The sequence below is a fragment of the Microbacterium sp. K2 genome (assembly GCF_051365005.1).
Lineage (GTDB): Bacteria > Actinomycetota > Actinomycetes > Actinomycetales > Microbacteriaceae > Microbacterium > Microbacterium foliorum_B.
Window position 1 is genome coordinate 804,590 of the sequence record NZ_JBLWII010000001.1, and the last position, 16,816, is coordinate 821,405.

The following is a 16,816-nucleotide window of genomic DNA, read 5'->3' on the forward strand; positions in this document are numbered from 1 at the left end:
GATTCCGCGCACGCGGATACGAGAAGGGCCCCGGCATCATGCGCCGGGGCCCTTCTGCGTGGTCAGATCTCGATGAGATCCTCGGCCGAGATCACCGGAATCGCAGCGGTGATCGCCTCGAGTCCGGACAGACGCGCGGGCGACAGCTGCTTGATGACCTCTTCACGCGACATCAATCCGGCCTCGACGACCAGGTCGGCCACATTCCGGTTGGTCAGGAGAGCGGTCTTGGCCAGAGCGGCCGCGGCGGCGTACCCGATGAACGGCGTGAGGGCGGTGATGACGCCGACCGAGGCGCCGACCATGGCTCCGAGACGGTCGCGGTTCGCAGTGATGCCATCGACGCAGTTGACACGCAGCGTCCACATCGCCTGGCGCATCCAGGTGATCGACTGGAAGATCGAGTGAGCGATCACGGGCTCGAAGGCGTTGAGCTGAAGCTGCCCCGCCTCGGCCGCCATCGTCACTGTCATGTCCGCACCGGCGACCGCGAACGCCACCTGGTTGACGACCTCCGGGATCACCGGGTTCACCTTGCCCGGCATGATGCTGGAACCCGCCTGCATGGCAGGCAGGTTGATCTCGCCGAAGCCCGCCTGCGGTCCGGACGACAGCAGTCGCAGATCGTTGCAGATCTTCGACAGCTTCATCGCATTGCGCTTCAGCGTCGACGAGAAGGACATGAACGAGCCGGTGTCGCTGGTCGCCTCGACGAGGTCGGCGGAGGTGACGAGATCGAGCTCGGTGATCTCGCGCAGGTGCTTCAGCACCGCGGGCGCGTAATCGACGTGGGTCGTGATGCCGGTGCCGATGGCCGTGGCGCCCATGTTGATCTCGAACATCAGCGACGCGTTCTCGGTCAGGCGCGTGTGGTCGTAGCCGAGGGTCGAGGCGAAGCCGTGGAACTCCTGGCCCAGAGTCATCGGCACGGCGTCCTGCAGCTGCGTGCGTCCGACCTTGAGCACGTCGTGGAACTCATGCGACTTGTGCAGGAACGAGATGCGCAGCAGATCGAGCTCTTCGAGCAGTGACCGGAGCGTCAGCGACAGACCGATCTTGACGGCGGTCGGGTAGACGTCGTTGGTGGACTGACTGCGGTTCGTGTGGTCGATCGGCGAGAGGAACGCGTAGTCGCCCTTCTCGCGCCCGGCGAGCTCGAGGGCGATGTTGGTGATGACCTCGTTGGCGTTCATGTTCGTCGAGGTGCCGGCGCCGCCCTGGATCACACCGACGGTGAACTGGTCGTGGAACTCTCCGTCGATGACACGCTGAGCGGCTCGGTCGATCAGATCGGCGCGTTCGGGGTCGAGGACCCCGATCTCGCGGTTCGCCCTGGCGCTGGCCTGCTTGACCATCGCGAGCGCGACGACGAGGTCGGGATAGACCGAGATCGGACGCTTCGTGATCGGGAAGTTCGCGTCGGCGCGGGCAGTGTGGATCCCCCAGTACGCGTCGGCGGGAATCTCCATGCTCCCGAGAGAGTCGGTCTCGGTGCGGGTGGGGGCAGGCGCGGCAGAAGCCATGTCACATCCTTGTGGGTAGTGGCGAGTGTGTGGTGCGGGGGATGCTCCCAGTCTACGCCTGCGTGCATGCGCCGCCAGGGATACGACGGCGGTTCAGCGTTTGCGCGAGAACGCCTCGAGGCGCTCGTCGGGGGTGAGCCCCGCCATCTTCTCAAGCCATGCCATGGAGAAATGGTCACCGGTCGGCGCGTCCGTCACGGGCACCACGGTGTGCGTGATCGTGTCAGGACGCACATGCACGATCTGGAAGGCCTGCGCGGCGTCCATCCCGTTCACATCGGCGGCGGGGCGCGCGACGTTCATCGTGTAGCAGGTCGCCGAAGAGACACTGACAGGCACGCCGGCGAAGGTGCCGTGCGACGAGTAGTGCAGGTGACCCGCGAGGATGCCGCGCACGTCGGTGTCGCGGATGACCGCCGCCAGTTCATCCTGGTGCCGCAGCTCGAGGATGTCGAAGAGCGGCAGGTGGCTCGGCAGCGGAGGGTGGTGCATCGCGAGCAGAGTGCCGTGCGGCGCCGGCTCGCTCAGGACCTCTGCCAACCACGAGAGCTGACCCGCATCCAGGTCACCGTGGTGCCACCCCGGCACGCTCGTGTCGAGCGCGACCAGCCTGAGACCGTCGAGGTCCCACACTCCCGTCACCGGCTCCTCGGTCGGGGGCAGGTCGAGCAGCCCCTCTCGGAGAGCCGGGCGCTCATCGTGGTTGCCCGCGACCCATACGACGACCGTCCCCAGCTCCTCGGCGACGGGCTCCACTGCGAGACGGAGTCGCCTGTACGCATCCGGCTCCCCCAGATCCGCCAGATCGCCGGTGATCACGATCGCCGCCGGGTGCGGATGCACGGCCCTGATCGCCTCGAGAGTACGGGCGAAGTTCTCCTCGACGTCGTAGCGTCCTCCGAGCGGCACGCCGTCCGCCAGGAAGTGCGGGTCGCTCACGTGGATGATGACGTGGCTCGCGGGCTCGTGGCGGCCGAAGACGAACTCGCTGTCGGAAGGCGCTGGCATGAACTCAGCCTAGGCCGCACGGCGACATCGGACGATGACGGCTCCACGGCAGATGTAGTAGTCGCGATAGGGTGCTCGGATGGCGAAGAACGAGACGAGGCGACGGAGCATCGCGGATGCAGGGCTGACTGTCCTGGCGACGGACGGTTCGCGCGGGCTCACGCACCGCGCCGTCGATCTCGTGGCCGGTGTGCCGGTGGGCACGACGTCGAACTACTTCCGCAGCCGCGATGCGCTCATCGAGGGTCTCGTCGAGCGCATCGGCGAACGTCTCGCCCCCAGCGACGACGACCTCGCGCGCCGATCAGCCGAGCAGCCGAGCAGGGAGCTCTTCGCCGACTACGTCAGAGACATCGTGCGTCGCCTCACCGACGACCGAGATGTCACACTGGCGCTGTTCGAGCTGAGGCTCGAGAGCAGCCGACGGCCCGAGGTCGCCGCACTGCTGGGCGCGTGGCAGCGAGCCGGGTTCGATGCGGATGTCGCGTTCAACTCGGCAGCGGGCCTTCCGGGCGGCCGACGCGAGATCGCGCTGTTCCACTACGCGATCGACGGGCTTCTGCTCGATCGGCTGACATCTCCGATCGACCCCGACACGTCGACCGACGAGATCGTCGACGACCTCGTAGCCGGCCTCCTGCGCTGAGTCCGGAGGGCGCCGGACTCGGCGGTCAGTGACCGACGACGATGATCAGGATGCCGATCACCACGGCCACCGCGCACAGCGCGAAGCACCCGTAGGCGCCGTACAGCGCGATACGTCGCTGCCCCTCGGTGAGTGGACTCTTCTTCGCCGCCTTGGCGGCCTGCTTCGCCGCCCTCTTGAGCTCCTTCTCAGAGACCACGGTGATGGCGTCGGTGAACTCCGCCGGACTCACGACCGGCGCATGTCCGCTGCGGACCAGCAACCGAAGCCCGAACGCATAGAAGGTCACGACGGCACAGGCGCCGAGCAGCGCCGCGAGGAACACCTGGAGGAATGCATCCCACTCGATGGCGACACTCACTTCGACTCCTCGCTCTTCGCCTTCTCCGGGTTGTCGACCTTCGTCGCGACGCCGGTCTCCGGTGCCTTCTTCGCCGCCTTCGCCGCAGCCTTCGCCTTCGCGTCGGCCCTGGCCTTGGCCTTGGCCTTCTCGCGCGCCTCTGCGCGGGCCTTCGCCTCGGCCTTGGCCTCGATGATCCGCTGCTGCCGGCGCGTCGGCGGCGTCGTGTCGGGGTGCTCGATCGCGAGCCCCGACTCGGCCACGTCACTCATCGCGTTCGCATGAGTGACGGCATCCTTGCGGGAACGGAGGAACAGGCCGATGATCACGGCGAGCGCAAGGACGGTGTCGATCGCGATGCCCCAGAGCCCGAGCCACGTGATCAGCAGGGCTGCGAGAGCACCGACAGCACCCGCAGCCGGAAGCGTCAGGAGCCAGCCGATGGCGATTCGACCGGCGGTCCGCCAGCGAACCGTCGATCCGCGGCGACCGAGGCCCGAGCCAATGACGGATCCCGATGCGACCTGGGTGGTCGAGAGCGCGAAGCCGAAGGCACTGGAGGCGAGGATCGTCGCAGCCGTCGAGCTCTCCGCCGAGAAGCCCTGTGCGGGCTTGACCTCGGTCAGGCCCTTGCCCAGCGTGCGGATGATCCGCCACCCGCCAAGATACGTGCCGAGGGCGATCGTGACCGCGCAGGCGATGATGACCCAGAGGTACGGGTCCGCCTGCTCGCTGTTCTGCCAGCCGACCGTGATGAGCGCGAGGGTGATCACGCCCATCGTCTTCTGCGCGTCGTTCGTGCCGTGCGCGAGCGCCACCAGCGACGACGTGAAGATCTGGCCCCAGCGGAAGCCGTCTCGTCCGTCAGGCTTGCCGTCGTAGCGCCGGGTGATCGAGTAGGCGAGCTTCGTCGCGGCGAACGCGATGATGCCGGCCGTCAGCGGGGCGATGAGCGCCGGGAGGATGATCTTCGACAGCACCATGCCGAAGTCGATGCCGCCGACCCCGACCCCGACCAGCGTGGCACCGATGAGGCCGCCGAAGAGCGCGTGGGACGAGCTCGAAGGCAGACCCAGCAGCCAGGTCAGCATGTTCCAGGTGATCGCGCCGATGAGACCCGCGAAGATCATCGGGAGGAACACATCGCCCTGGATGGTGTCCTCGCGGATGATGCCGTGCGACACGGTCTTGGAGACCTCGGTCGAGAGGAACGCACCGACGAGGTTCAGCACCGCTGCGAGAAGGACGGCTGTCTTGGGCTTGAGTGCGCCTGTCGCGATGGGGGTGGCCATCGCGTTGGCCGTGTCGTGAAACCCGTTGGTGAAGTCGAAGAAGAGTGCCAGTGCGATGACGAGCACGACGATGAGGGCTGCGGTTTCCACCGTTCGCTTTCGGTCGTTGAGGAAGAAAGGAGAGGTGTCGACGGGATCGACGTGATGAACGAAGAGTTCACCGTGGGTTTTACTTCCGTTAACCGGCCCCGGTAGATCCTCCCACCCTCCCGGGTACCGGTCAACTCGACCTGGGCTAGCGTGGAACTCGTGACTGATGCCCCGATCGCAGACCGCCGCTCGACCCTCCGCACGCACCACGGCGACACATTCGATGATCCCTATGAGTGGCTCCGTGAGAAGGACTCCCCCGAGGTGATCGCACACCTCGAGGCCGAGAACGCCCACACCGAGGACGAGCTCTCCCACCTGGCGGATCTGCGCGAGACGCTGTTCCAGGAGATCAAGGGCCGCGTGCAGGAGACCGACCTCTCCGTGCCCACGCGTCGCGGGAACTGGTGGTACTACAGCCGCACCGAGGAGGGCGCGCAGTACGGCATCCACTGCCGGACCGCCGCAGCCGAAGACGACTGGACTCCCCCGGTGCTGGAGCCGGGCGTGACGGTGCCGGGCGAGACCGTGCTGCTCGACGGCAACGTCGAAGCCGAGGGGCACGAGTTCTTCTCCCTCGGCGCATTCGACACCTCTGACGATGCGACGAAGCTCCTGTGGGCGACGGATTTCGAGGGCGATGAGCTCTACACGGTACACGTGCGCGACCTCGTCACGGGCGAGACCCTCGCCGATGAGATCCCCGACACGGGTGGGGCGTTCTTCACGCCCGACGGCACCGGGATCCTCTACACCACACGTGATGACGCATGGCGTCCTGACACGCTCTGGCTGCATCGCCTGGGCACCCCGGTCACTGACGACGTGAAGCTCTTCCACGAACCCGACGAGAAGTACTGGCTCGGCGCCGGCATCACCCGCAGCCGCAAGTACCTCGTGATCGCCGTCGGATCGAGCATCACCAGCGAGGAGTACCTCGTCGATCTCGCGGGCGACCTGACCGCCGCGCCTCGGGTCGTCTGGCCCCGTCGCGAGGGCGTCGAGTACTCGCTCGAGCACGCCGTGGTCGACGGCGAGGACCGCCTGTACATCCTGCACAACGACGATGCTCTGGACTTCGAGCTCGTGTCGGTCCCGGCATCCGATCCGCGGGGAGAACGTCGTGTGGTGCTCGCTCATGAGCCGGGACGCCGGTTGCTCGGGATGGATGCGTTCCGCGACTTCGCGACTGTGGAGTATCGGCGCGAGGGGCTCGAGCGTGTCGGGCTGCTCGACTATGCGACGGACGCGGTGGACGACATCGCCTTCGACGAGCCCCTGTATTCGGCGGGCGTCAGCGGCAACCCGGAGTGGCACTCGCCCTTCCTCCGACTCGGCTACACCTCCTTCGTGACCCCGGGGACCGTCTACGAGCTCGACCTGGCGACCCGCGAGCTCCACCTGCGCAAGCAGGTCACCGTGCTCGGCGGGTACGACCCCCTCGACTACGGCCAGAAGCGCGAGTGGGCCACGGCATCCGACGGCACCCGGGTGCCGATCTCGCTCGTCTGGAGGCGCGATTTCGGCGAGCCGGGCTCCGAGGTGCGACCGGTGCACCTCTACGGCTACGGGTCGTACGAGCACTCGATCGATCCCGGCTTCTCGGTCGCGCGGCTCTCAGAGCTCGACCGAGGGATCGTCTTCGCCGTCGCGCACGTCCGCGGCGGCGGTGAGATGGGCCGGCAATGGTACGAGGACGGCAAGCTGCTGAACAAGCGGAACACCTTCACGGACTTCGTCGCGTGTGCGGAGCACCTCATCGAGCAGGGCGTCACGTCTCCTGATCGCCTCGTCGCCGAGGGGGGAAGCGCCGGCGGACTGCTCATGGGAGCTGTGACGAACCTCGCTCCCGAGCTCTTCGCAGGGGTGCTGGCGGCAGTGCCCTTCGTCGACGCACTCACGACGATCCTCGATCCCTCGCTCCCCCTGACGGTGATCGAGTGGGACGAGTGGGGCGACCCGCTGCACGGCGCCGACGTCTACGAGTACATGAAGTCGTACTCACCGTACGAGAACGTCCGTGACGGGGTGGACTATCCGCGGATCCTCGCGGTGACCTCGCTCAACGACACGAGAGTCCTCTATGTCGAGCCCGCGAAGTGGATCGCCGCCCTGCGTGTCGCGGGTGCGACCGACGCTCTGCTCAAGTGCGAGATGGTCGCCGGTCACGGCGGTGTCAGCGGTCGCTACAACTCGTGGAAGGAGCGCGCTTTCGAGCTCGCCTGGATCCTCGACACGGTGGGTCTCGCCTCCGAGTGACCAGGCTCGCCCGGTGCGCTCAGGCGTCCCGAGAACGGGCGGACGCCGACGGCATCCGCCCGTTCCGGTGTCAGCCGAAGAGCGCCGCGGCCTCGTCGTAGCGGCTGCGGGGAACCGTGTTCAGCTCTCCCAGCGCCTCTGCGAACGGCACACGGACGATATCGGTGCCCTGCATCGCGACCATCTGGCCCCAGGCCTTCTCGACGATCGCGTCAGCCGCGTGGAGTCCGAGGCGGGTGGCGAGCACTCGGTCGAACGCGGATGGGGATCCACCGCGCTGGATGTGCCCGAGGATCGTCGCGCGCGTCTCGATGCCCGTGATCCGCTCGATCGCGGGAGCGAGCTGATCGCCGATGCCGCCGAGACGAGGCCGATTGAAGGCGTCGAGGCCCTTGTCGCTGTAAGCCTCATCCATCCCGAGCAGCTTGAACCCCTCGGAGACGACGACGAGTGGCGCACGACCGCGGTCATGCGCGCTGGAGACGAGTGCGGTGATGTCGTCGATCGACATCGGCACCTCGGGGATGCAGATCGCGTGCGCGCCCGCTGCCATGCCCGCATGCAGAGCGATCCAGCCGACGTGACGGCCCATCACCTCGGCCACCATGCAGCGCTGGTGGGAGTCTCCTGTGGTGCGCAGGCGGTCCATCGCGTCCGTCGCGATGTTGACGGCCGTGTCGAAGCCGAAGGAGTAGTCCGTCGCGCGGAGGTCGTTGTCGATCGTCTTCGGCACACCGATGACGTTGATGCCGTCTTTGGCGAGGCGGTCGGCTGCTGCGAGGGTGCCCTCGCCGCCGATCGCGATGATGCCGTCGATCTTGTGCCCGTACAGCGTCTTGGCGATGTTCTCGGCGCCACCGCGCTCACCCTCGTAGGGGTTGGTGCGACTGGTGCCCAGGATCGTGCCGCCGACCTTCGACAGACCCTTCACCTCGTGACGGGTGAGGGGGAAGAAGTCGCCGTCGACCACGCCTCGCCATCCGTCGCGAATGCCGACGAACTCGAGGTCGTAAGTGGTGGTGCCCTTGAGCACGATGCCGCGGATGACCGCGTTGAGTCCGGGGCAGTCGCCGCCGCTCGTCAGAATGCCGATCTTCATGCTTGCCTCAGACGGTTCAGGGGAAGGGGGAACAGGCGACGGTGCCTGCGATCGACACTAGCGCTCCGACCCGACCGGGCGCCATTCGGGACGATGAAAACCGGGGATCTTGCCGGCGAATCGAGACGATTCGCGAGATATGAGCGACCGACCCAGCCGACATGAGAAATCGGCGTCAAGAACCGAGGTTCTTAACGCCGATCTCCCTAGCAATGAGCGCGTGTCACGCGGCCCCGAGCGCCTCCCGGAGCAGGTGCATGAGGGCACCCAGCTGCACCGGCTCGGCGGCCGCCTCATCGAGGGCTTCGCCGTCGAGCGCTCGCGCTGCGAGACCCTGCTTCTGGTCGATGAGCTCTGCGATCTTCGCATCGATCGTGTGTGCCGCGATGATCCGCCAGGCCGTCACCGGCTCATCCTGACCGATGCGGTGCACGCGGTCGATCGCCTGCGTCTGCTCGGCGGCTGTCCACGACAGCTCCGCCAGGACCACGTTCGAGGCAGCCTGGAGGTTCAGACCGACGCCGGCCGCGGTCAGCGAGCACACCGCGATACCCACGGCGGGGTCACCGTTGAAGTCGTCGATCGCCTGCTGGCGGACGGTCGAGGTCTGGTCGCCGCGGATCGAGACCGACCGGATGCCGGCAGCGGCGAAGTGCGCCTCTGCCTGATCCATCACGTCGATGTGCTTCGCGAAGAACACGACCTTGCCCACCGACCGCTGCAGCTGAGCGGCGTAGTCGGCCGCCAGGTGTGCTTTCGCCTGTCCGATTCGGCGCACCATGGTGAAGACGTTGTCTCCGCCGGTGCCCGCGGCCTTCGATTCCTCGAGCTCGTTCTGAGCGACCAGACGCACGATGTCCTGATCGATCTCGCCCGGTGCGAGTCCGCGGTCGCCCCGCGCCTCGATGATCCGCCGGTATCGGGCGGCGAGCCGCTCGCCCAGCTCGCGCTCGGCCTGACGGATTCCGCGGCCGAACTCATCATCCAGCTGCACGGGCAGGTCGGCGATGAGCTTGTCGGGCAGATCTGCTGCGACGTCCTTCTTCTTGCGCCGGACGATCCCCATCGAGATCACCGCTTCGCGAGCCTCCGGGTAGAACGCCTTGTCGGCGGGCGTGAACCCTGTCGCGTCGAGCTTCTCCATCAGCTCCGGCCCCGGCTTCTCGCCCGTGGTCCAGCCGAGGAAGCGCCAGATCGCGTCGAAGTCCTCGACGTCGTTGATCAGCGGTGTGCCCGTGAGCGCGAGCATCAGGGGCTTGCCACCGGGGGTGCGCTCGCGCACGCGGTTCGCGAGTGACAGCACGTTCTGCGAACGCTGAGAGCTGAGGTTCTTGATGAAGTGCGCCTCGTCGACGACCATGCCCCGAAGGCCGATCGACGCGAGCCACGACATATGGCGGTCGAGGATCTCGTAGTTCACGATGAACACATCGGCGAAGGCGTCGATGTCGGCGCCATCGCCCTGGATCACCGTCGCCCTGCGCTGCGGAGTCCACCGCTCGACCTCTCGCGCCCAGTTCATCTTGACGACGTTGGGCACGACGACGAGCAGCGGATAGGCGCCGGCGACGGACGCGGCCAGCACGGACTGCGCGGTCTTGCCCAGGCCCGGCTCATCGGCGAGCAGGAAGCTCCGGTGTCCTTCGCGCACCGCTTCGAGGAAGCGCGACTGGTGCACCATGACCTCGAGCCCCTTGGGCGAGAGGTGGTCGTACTCAGGGGCCGGCGGCAGGTCCATGCTCGCGGCCCCTCCCCCGGCTCCCGTCTCGAACGCCTTGTACAGGGGGCCCATGAGCTCCCATCCGTCCAGGCGTCGACGCGGGGTCGTGGTCGCGCGCGGGGTGAGATCCGGAGCGAGGAACGGGTTCGCCAGCTGGCGCGCCTCGACAGACGGCGGCGTCACCTGGCGCTCTGCGATCCCGGCCGACACCACCGGCGTCTGGACGGGCGCCACGTCGGCGATGATGAGCTCCTCCGGTGCCAGTTCGGCTCCGGACTCGAGCAGCCAGTCGCGTCGCATGCGCTTCGCGACCGGCGAGGTCGCCTGATCGGCCTCGAGAAGCTGGATCAGCGAGGTGTCGCGTGCCGCAGTCTTCGCCAGGATAGTGGCCACGCCGTCGAGCCGCTTGAGCAGCTCGGCACGGGCGGCGTCGGCGATCTCCGGATCGGCCTTGACTCTCGCGCGCTCTTCGCGCACCAGGAACGCGATGACCTGGAACTTGACCCGGTTGGTGGGCCCGAGCTTCCCTCGCTGCGACTTCGCCTCGATCTCACGCACCTTGCGGGCGAGGATCGGGATGAGGGGTGCCTCGTCATCGCGACGAGACGTCTTCTTGCGCCGTGTTGCGGCGGTTGCCGTGGTCGGCATGCTCCTCCTGAGCGTGAAGGCCGGAGCATCCGTGGGATGCGTCGGCCGTTCTCGGTGTCCGCGTGTGGCGTGAGCCAGGACCGTACGAACAGTATTTCCGGTGATCGTCTACGAGCGAATGACGCGCGAGGTTCAAGGACCACCGAGACTCATTCTATGCCATGCGACCTGAGCGACGCAGATCAGGACACGCAGAGTTCGAGCGGTGTTCAGCTGGAGCGGCGCGACAGCACGCTCTCGGCATCCGTCACGTCGGAGGCCATCTGCGCCTTCAGCTTCTCGATCCCCTCGAACGCGACCATGCCACGCAGACGCTCGACGAACTCGACGGTCACATCGTGACCGTACAGGTCGAGATCGGTCTCGCCGATCACGTGCGCCTCGACCTGGCGCTCGAGCACGTCGTCGAAAGTGGGGTTGGTGCCCACCGAGATGGCTGCCCGATGCCTGAGTCCCGTCTCATGGTCGACGAGCCATCCGGCGTACACACCGTCGGCGGGGACGAACGAGTCGACGGAGGCCGAAAGATTCGCTGTGGGGAAACCGAGTTCCCGCCCGCGCTTGAGTCCGTGCACGACCTCGCCGCGCACGTCGACGTTGCGGTCGAGCACGCGAGCGGCAGCGGTGACGTCGCCGGCCATCAGCAATTCACGGATCCAGGTGGAAGAGACGCGACGGTCGGACCCGTCGAGGAACACGTCGTCGACGACCTCGACCGTGAATCCATACCTCGGCCCGAGTTCTCTGAGCAGCTCGGGGTCTCCTGCTCCGCCCCGACCGAACCGGAAATCCCGGCCCACGAGGACGGTGGACACGTGCAGTGCACCGGTCAGGATGCTGGCCACGAAGTCCTCGGCGCTGCGCGCCGCGAGTTCTGCGTCGAAGGTCAGAAGCAGGGTGGCGTCGAGCTCGAGTTCGCCCAGCAGCTCCAGTTTGCGCTCGACCGTGACCACGTTCTCGGGGCAGCGATCCGGCCGGAGCACAGCGAGCGGGTTGCGGTCGAACGTGACGGCGACGGCACGGACTCCCGACTGCGCCGCGATCTCCTTCAGGCGACGGATCACCGCTCGATGACCAGCGTGGACGCCGTCGAACTTGCCGATCGCCACGGCCGAGGGGCCGAAGCCGTCCGGCACCTCGCTCGGGTCGCGGAAGACGATCATGCGTTGGCCTCGGCATGGAGAGCAGGCTGAGCTTCGCGGATCGGCCCGTGGGTGCGCAGCCACCAGATGCCGAAGACCGGCAGCACGAGCGGGATGAACAGGTACCCTCGCCCGAACATCGACCAGACGGTGTCGTGCGGGAACAGCTCGGGGAAGAAGATGCTCAGCGCACCGACCACCAGGACTCCGGCGAGCTCGAAGACGATCGCCACCCAGGCCACCGCGTACCAGCCGCGTCGACTCGCGAGAACCAGTGCCAGAGTGGCCAGGATGTACACGACAGCCGCGAGTGCTGACAGGGAGTAGGCGAGAGGCGCCTCGTCGAACTGTCGGAAGATCTGCACGAAGCTTCGACCGGTCGCCGCCAGCGCCATCACGGCATAGACGATCACGAGGACACGGCCGATGCCGCTCATGCGGGAGGTGGGAACGGTGGTGCTCATAGCGTCCTCCATTCTAGATCCGGGCGGGAAGACTCGGATGCGATCCCGACCGGCTCAGGCCACCTGGATGGTCCAGATGACGTGCATGCGCCACACCATGATCGCGACGGCGAGAGCGGCCACACCGAGGATCACGGTGCTCCAACGGCTCCTCTCCATCAGCGCCCACAGCACGGCACCCACAGGCAGCAGTACCGCCGAGACGAGATAGACCCAGTACTCGAGCAGGTCGCCCGTCGGAGGGTTTCCTACCAGGGGCGCCACGATCGCGACCACCACCTGGACGACGAGGAGCAGCTCGACGAGGGCGAGCGCTCCGACGGTGTAATCGCTCGGACGCCGGCCGGCAAGACCGAGCGAGACGCAGAACACGCCCACCATGGTCGCGACCGCCACCTGGGCGATGGTCAGCCAGAGGATCATCCGGCAGCCTCCGGCATGTTCATGGCGCTCTTGAGATCAGCGCCGCGTCTCTCGACGACACCGACGAAGACGCCGTTCGGGTCGATCGCGGCCGCCAGAGCTCCTGTCAGTCGATCGGCCCGTCCCGTGAGCCTCTTGCCGTGACGCAGGTCTCTCGCCTCCTCGGTCGACACCGACAACGGATCGAGAACCCTCGCTGCCGCGGCGGCCGGGGTCAGCAGCGCCTCCTCGACGACATCGTCGACCGTCACTGCATCCGCGACATCGAAGTCGCCGACGCGCGAGCGCCGCAGCGCCGTGAGATGCCCGCCCACCCCGAGACCGGCACCCAGGTCACGAGCGAGCGAGCGGATGTAGGTGCCGGAGGAGCAGTCGACGACGACGTCGAGATCGAGGAACCCCTCACCGGACCGCTCGGCGATGACCTCGAACCGCGAGACCGTGACATCACGTGCGGCCAGCACGACCTCTTCCCCTGCGCGCACGCGGTCGTACGCGCGACGACCGTCGACCTTGATGGCAGACACCGAACTCGGCACCTGCGAGATCGCACCGGTGAGCGCTCCGATCCCGGCTGACACGCGCTCGGGGGTCACCGAATCCCATGTCGCGGCTGCGGCCCGCGTGAGGATCTCACCGTCCGCGTCATCCGTGTCCGTCGTCTGTCCGAGCCGGATCGTGGCCTCGTAGGTCTTGTCGGCTCCGACGATGTAGGTGAGCAGTCGAGTCGCACCTTCGACGCCGATCACGAGCAGACCGGTGGCCATCGGGTCGAGGGTTCCCGCGTGCCCGACCTTGCGCGTGCCGAGCGCGCGTCTGGTGCGTGCGACGACGTCGTGGCTGGTCAGTCCAGCTGGTTTGTCGACGAGGAGGATGCCGGGCGAGACCATCTCTCAAGCCTACGATGCGTCCGAACTCTCCGACGCACGTCCCCTGGCCTGCGCGGGCGCCGGCCCTCGACCATCGAATGGGATCCCGGTTCGCCTAGGCTGTCGAGGTGCCTCCGACATCGCCTGCCGCCGCTGAGGTGTCTCTGCCGCTTGTGCACTGGTATCGGGACGCAGCACGCGACCTGCCCTGGAGGCGCCCGCGCTTCCACGAGGACTTCGGCGCCTGGGGCACGCTCGTCAGCGAGTTCATGCTGCAGCAGACCCCCGTGAACCGAGTGATACCGCACCTCGAGGCCTGGCTCGACAGGTGGCCCACGCCCCCGGCGATGGCTGCCGCCTCGACCTCCGAGGTGCTGCAGCAATGGGCCAACCTCGGCTATCCCCGCCGCGCACTGTGGCTGCATCGCGCCGCCGTCGAGATCACGGAACGACACGGGGGCATCGTTCCCAATGATGTGGACGCCCTGCTGAAGCTCTCGGGGATCGGCGACTACACGGCGAGAGCCGTGGCCGTCTTCGCCTACGGCGACCGACACCCCGTCGTCGACACGAACACACGTCGTGTGATGGCACGCGCGATCCTCGGCCAAGCCCAGCCGGGCCCGCCCTCTCGCCGCGATCTGGAGCTCATGGATTCGCTGCTCCCCGCGGATGTCGAAGAGTCCGCCATGTTCAACGCGGCAGCGATGGAGCTGGGCGCGACCGTGTGCACGGCCCGATCGCCGCGCTGCGACATCTGCCCTCTGGTCGACATATGCGCATGGGTGGCCGCCGGGCGGCCGGACACCGGCGACACCAGAAGGCGCCAGGCAGCGTTCGAGGGCTCCGACCGCCAGGCGAGAGGCGCCGTGCTGCGGATCCTGCGCGCCGCTGCACCTGCGCCGGTCCTGATCGACTCCGTGCTCGCCGAGTGGCCGGATCCTCTTCAGCGCGACCGTGCGATCGACTCGCTCATCGTCGACGGCCTCGCCGAGGCCGATGGCGAGATGCTGTCGCTCCCCCGCTGACCGCGACGATCAGACGAACTGCCCTATGCGATGCGCGAGCACGGTCAGCTCGACGCGGGTCCTGACCTCGAGCTTCGCGAAGACCCGGCCCAGATGGACTTCCACGGTGCGCACCGACACGTGGAGCGAGTCGGCGATGTCGCGGTTCGAGGCCCCTCCGACAGCCAGCATCGCGACCTCCAGCTCTCGAGCGGTGAGCATCGACTCCCAGACTCGGCGGCACGATGAGAGCGGGTCTCCGGCGACGACGGCGCCGTCTGCTAGCTCCACCCGATCGAGACGCGCCGCGATAGCCCTCGCCCACGCTGTCGCACCGGAGACCTCGAGGAGGTTGCGAGCCATCGACAGATGCTCTCTGCCGATGGCGATGTCGCCTTTGATCAGTGATCTGGTGCCGATCATCGCCTCGACTCTCCCGCGCGAGAATGGCGAGGTCAGCGTCCGCGCAGCGGCCACGACGAGCGGACGCTCGACACGCCATTCATCGTCCGAGCAGCTGGTGATCTGCACACGCAGCCGCTGAGCGAGGGCGATCTCGGGTGGCTCGATCCGGTGCGGACGCCACGATGCGCCATGCGTGACGACGATCGCCTCCTCGAGCCCGGGAACAGACAGCGTGGGCTGCGGAGCGCCGCGGTCTCTCCAGAGCCGCATGCACGACGCCGCCTCGGCCGAGTTGCCCGCCAGGAACGCCTCGATGCCCCGATCCACGAGCTGATCGATGCGGGAGGGTGCGGGAAGAGCGGCAGTCAGGGCCTTCGCGAACGGCCCGAGATGACCGAGAACCGCCAGGTCGAGGCGACGGGCGATCACGACGCCGAGTCCGGCGAACGGCACAGCGACGGGCAGCTCGAGCGCCGCGCGAAGCATCCGGTCGCGCGCCGCGCCGATGTCTCCGCGCCACATCAGCAGCAGAACTTCGACGATCCCTCGATAGGCCGCGACGAGGGGGCTGAGCTCGAATCCCGCCACGAACGGATCGACCTCGACTCCGATCGCAGAGTCCCCGGCAGCGAGAAGCCGGAGACCCCTGTCGACGTCTCCATCGACGGCCGCGCGCAGCGCCAGGAGCATGCTCCCGGAGAGCGGACCGGTGCCGCGCACGTCGTCCGTCTCACCGTCGCCGATCACGAGCCAGGCGAGCGCGACCACCGGGTCTCGAAGTTCGCTGTCGGCGTCGACGCGCCCGCTTGCTCTTCTGAGCGCCTCGAGCCACGAGCGCATCCCGCGGCGGTCGCCCCGTTCGGCGCACAGCATTGCAGCGAAGGCCGAAGCCCGCGCCCACGAGTACCAGTGGGCGTCATCATCCACGCGCGGCTGGACGACACTCGTGTCGACCTCAGGCACGGACCCGCGGAGATGCGCCTCGGCGACGAGCAGCCCACCGAGACCCTGCAGACGATAGAGCTCGTCACCGTGGGGAAAGAGACTCCCCAGTCGGCCCGCCGCCTCGACGGCATAGCCTGCCGCGATCGCCGCGACACCGGCGACGAGCGTCGCCTCATCCCGCTCGATTCCGCTCGAGTGCGCGGCGGCTTCCGCCGCGAGGTGGAAGGCGCGCTCGCTCAGCCCGGCCTCCGAATGGTCTCTGGCGATTCGGGTGAGCTCGCCGGCGGTCACCGGTTCGCCGTGTACCGCCGCACGAGCACCGTGCCAGTCGGCATCGACCCTCTCGCCGCGGGCGTCGAAGAGCCGGTGTAGCCTCGAGTGCACCGCGGCAGCCATCAAAGACGTGGTCGTCGCTCGCAACCAGATCGCCAGCCGGGGATCGGCGAGCCGAACTCGGCCCGCATGGATGTCGAGCAGTGAACCGAGTGGACCGCCGGCGAGTTCTGCGGCGGATCGACCCGCGAAATCGACCAGGGGGTCGAGCCTGTCGTCGAGCCTCAGCGACACGGCGACGAGGATCGCACGATCTCGGTCGTCGAGCTCCAACTGAGCGAACAGGGCTTCGACCGATGGAACCATCGGCAACGGCGAAGGAAGCGCCCTGAGCCCGTGGCGCTGATCAGCGTCGAGACGAGCAGCGACCGCCAGGATCGTCTGCGCATCTTCAGACAGCTCGACCGCGAGTCGCGCCGCCACATGCGGCGCGCAGCTCAGATCATGCTCGAGAAGGTCGTCGAGGATCTTCTCGACGATCGCCGGAGCGATCGAGGTCGCCCCGTGCGCGCGCGAAAGAAAGATGCCGAACCCCCCAGTCCCCACGGGCGATCACCCGTGGAGCCGAGTTAGCAAGACACCGCGATGCCCAGACGAGGGCAC

General features: G+C 67.6%; 14 protein-coding genes. 3 read left to right on the forward strand and 11 right to left on the reverse strand.

The genetic code is table 11. From position 1 onward, the window contains the following. Positions 1 to 62: 62 nt before the first annotated feature. Positions 63 to 1,523: an aspartate ammonia-lyase gene (locus tag ACLKOY_RS04145; RefSeq protein WP_140036828.1), complete on the reverse strand. Its 1,461-nt coding sequence runs from the start codon at positions 1,521 to 1,523 to the stop codon at positions 63 to 65. A 93-nt stretch (positions 1,524 to 1,616) separates the two neighbouring features. Next, complete coding sequence (locus tag ACLKOY_RS04150; protein WP_436452548.1) at positions 1,617 to 2,531, reverse strand: phosphodiesterase; 915 nt, start codon at positions 2,529 to 2,531, stop codon at positions 1,617 to 1,619. Between the two features lie 79 nt (positions 2,532 to 2,610). Here ACLKOY_RS04150 and ACLKOY_RS04155 point away from each other — a divergent pair, with 79 nt between their 5' ends. Then, the gene (locus ACLKOY_RS04155; protein ID WP_436452549.1) at positions 2,611 to 3,177 is read left to right on the forward strand and encodes a TetR/AcrR family transcriptional regulator; all 567 of its coding nucleotides are present in this window, start codon (positions 2,611 to 2,613) and stop codon (positions 3,175 to 3,177) included. A gap of 25 nt (positions 3,178 to 3,202) precedes the next feature. Here ACLKOY_RS04155 and ACLKOY_RS04160 read toward each other — a convergent pair whose 3' ends face one another. Further along, a complete protein-coding gene (locus ACLKOY_RS04160; RefSeq protein ID WP_363570885.1) occupies positions 3,203 to 3,538 on the reverse strand; it encodes a peptidase in 336 nt (111 codons plus the stop codon). Beyond that, complete coding sequence (locus ACLKOY_RS04165; RefSeq protein WP_436452550.1) at positions 3,535 to 4,899, reverse strand: anion permease; 1,365 nt, start codon at positions 4,897 to 4,899, stop codon at positions 3,535 to 3,537. Before ACLKOY_RS04165 ends, ACLKOY_RS04160 begins: the two co-directional genes overlap by 4 nt. A 159-nt stretch (positions 4,900 to 5,058) precedes the next feature. Here ACLKOY_RS04165 and ACLKOY_RS04170 point away from each other — a divergent pair, with 159 nt between their 5' ends. Continuing rightward, on the forward strand, positions 5,059 to 7,158 hold the full coding sequence (locus ACLKOY_RS04170) for a S9 family peptidase (RefSeq protein ID WP_436452551.1): 2,100 nt from the start codon (positions 5,059 to 5,061) through the stop codon (positions 7,156 to 7,158). A 70-nt stretch (positions 7,159 to 7,228) separates the two neighbouring features. Here the strand turns inward: ACLKOY_RS04170 and ACLKOY_RS04175 are convergent, their stop codons facing one another. The 6 genes from ACLKOY_RS04175 to truB form a co-directional block, all read right to left on the reverse strand. Continuing rightward, a complete protein-coding gene (locus tag ACLKOY_RS04175) occupies positions 7,229 to 8,257 on the reverse strand; it encodes an ATP-dependent 6-phosphofructokinase (RefSeq protein ID WP_042541814.1) in 1,029 nt (342 codons plus the stop codon). A gap of 223 nt (positions 8,258 to 8,480) precedes the next feature. Then, entirely contained in the window at positions 8,481 to 10,625 is a 2,145-nt protein-coding gene (locus ACLKOY_RS04180) for a DEAD/DEAH box helicase (protein ID WP_140036822.1), read from the reverse strand. A 209-nt stretch (positions 10,626 to 10,834) separates the two neighbouring features. After that, positions 10,835 to 11,788, reverse strand: a complete 954-nt coding sequence (locus ACLKOY_RS04185; protein ID WP_436452552.1) for a bifunctional riboflavin kinase/FAD synthetase — start codon at positions 11,786 to 11,788, stop codon at positions 10,835 to 10,837. Next, the gene (locus tag ACLKOY_RS04190) at positions 11,785 to 12,231 is read right to left on the reverse strand and encodes a hypothetical protein (RefSeq protein ID WP_436452553.1); all 447 of its coding nucleotides are present in this window, start codon (positions 12,229 to 12,231) and stop codon (positions 11,785 to 11,787) included. Before ACLKOY_RS04190 ends, ACLKOY_RS04185 begins: the two co-directional genes overlap by 4 nt. A gap of 54 nt (positions 12,232 to 12,285) precedes the next feature. Continuing rightward, entirely contained in the window at positions 12,286 to 12,654 is a 369-nt protein-coding gene (locus tag ACLKOY_RS04195) for a hypothetical protein (RefSeq protein WP_436452554.1), read from the reverse strand. Beyond that, positions 12,651 to 13,544, reverse strand: a complete 894-nt coding sequence (gene truB / locus ACLKOY_RS04200) for a tRNA pseudouridine(55) synthase TruB (RefSeq protein WP_436452555.1) — start codon at positions 13,542 to 13,544, stop codon at positions 12,651 to 12,653. Before truB ends, ACLKOY_RS04195 begins: the two co-directional genes overlap by 4 nt. Positions 13,545 to 13,651: 107 nt before the next feature. Between truB and ACLKOY_RS04205 the strand changes: the two genes are divergently transcribed. Further along, a complete protein-coding gene (locus ACLKOY_RS04205) occupies positions 13,652 to 14,551 on the forward strand; it encodes an A/G-specific adenine glycosylase (RefSeq protein WP_436452556.1) in 900 nt (299 codons plus the stop codon). A gap of 9 nt (positions 14,552 to 14,560) precedes the next feature. On the opposite strand, the gene ACLKOY_RS04210 is transcribed toward ACLKOY_RS04205, so the two are convergent. Continuing rightward, on the reverse strand, positions 14,561 to 16,759 hold the full coding sequence (locus ACLKOY_RS04210; protein WP_436452557.1) for a helix-turn-helix transcriptional regulator: 2,199 nt from the start codon (positions 16,757 to 16,759) through the stop codon (positions 14,561 to 14,563). Positions 16,760 to 16,816 lie beyond the last annotated feature (57 nt).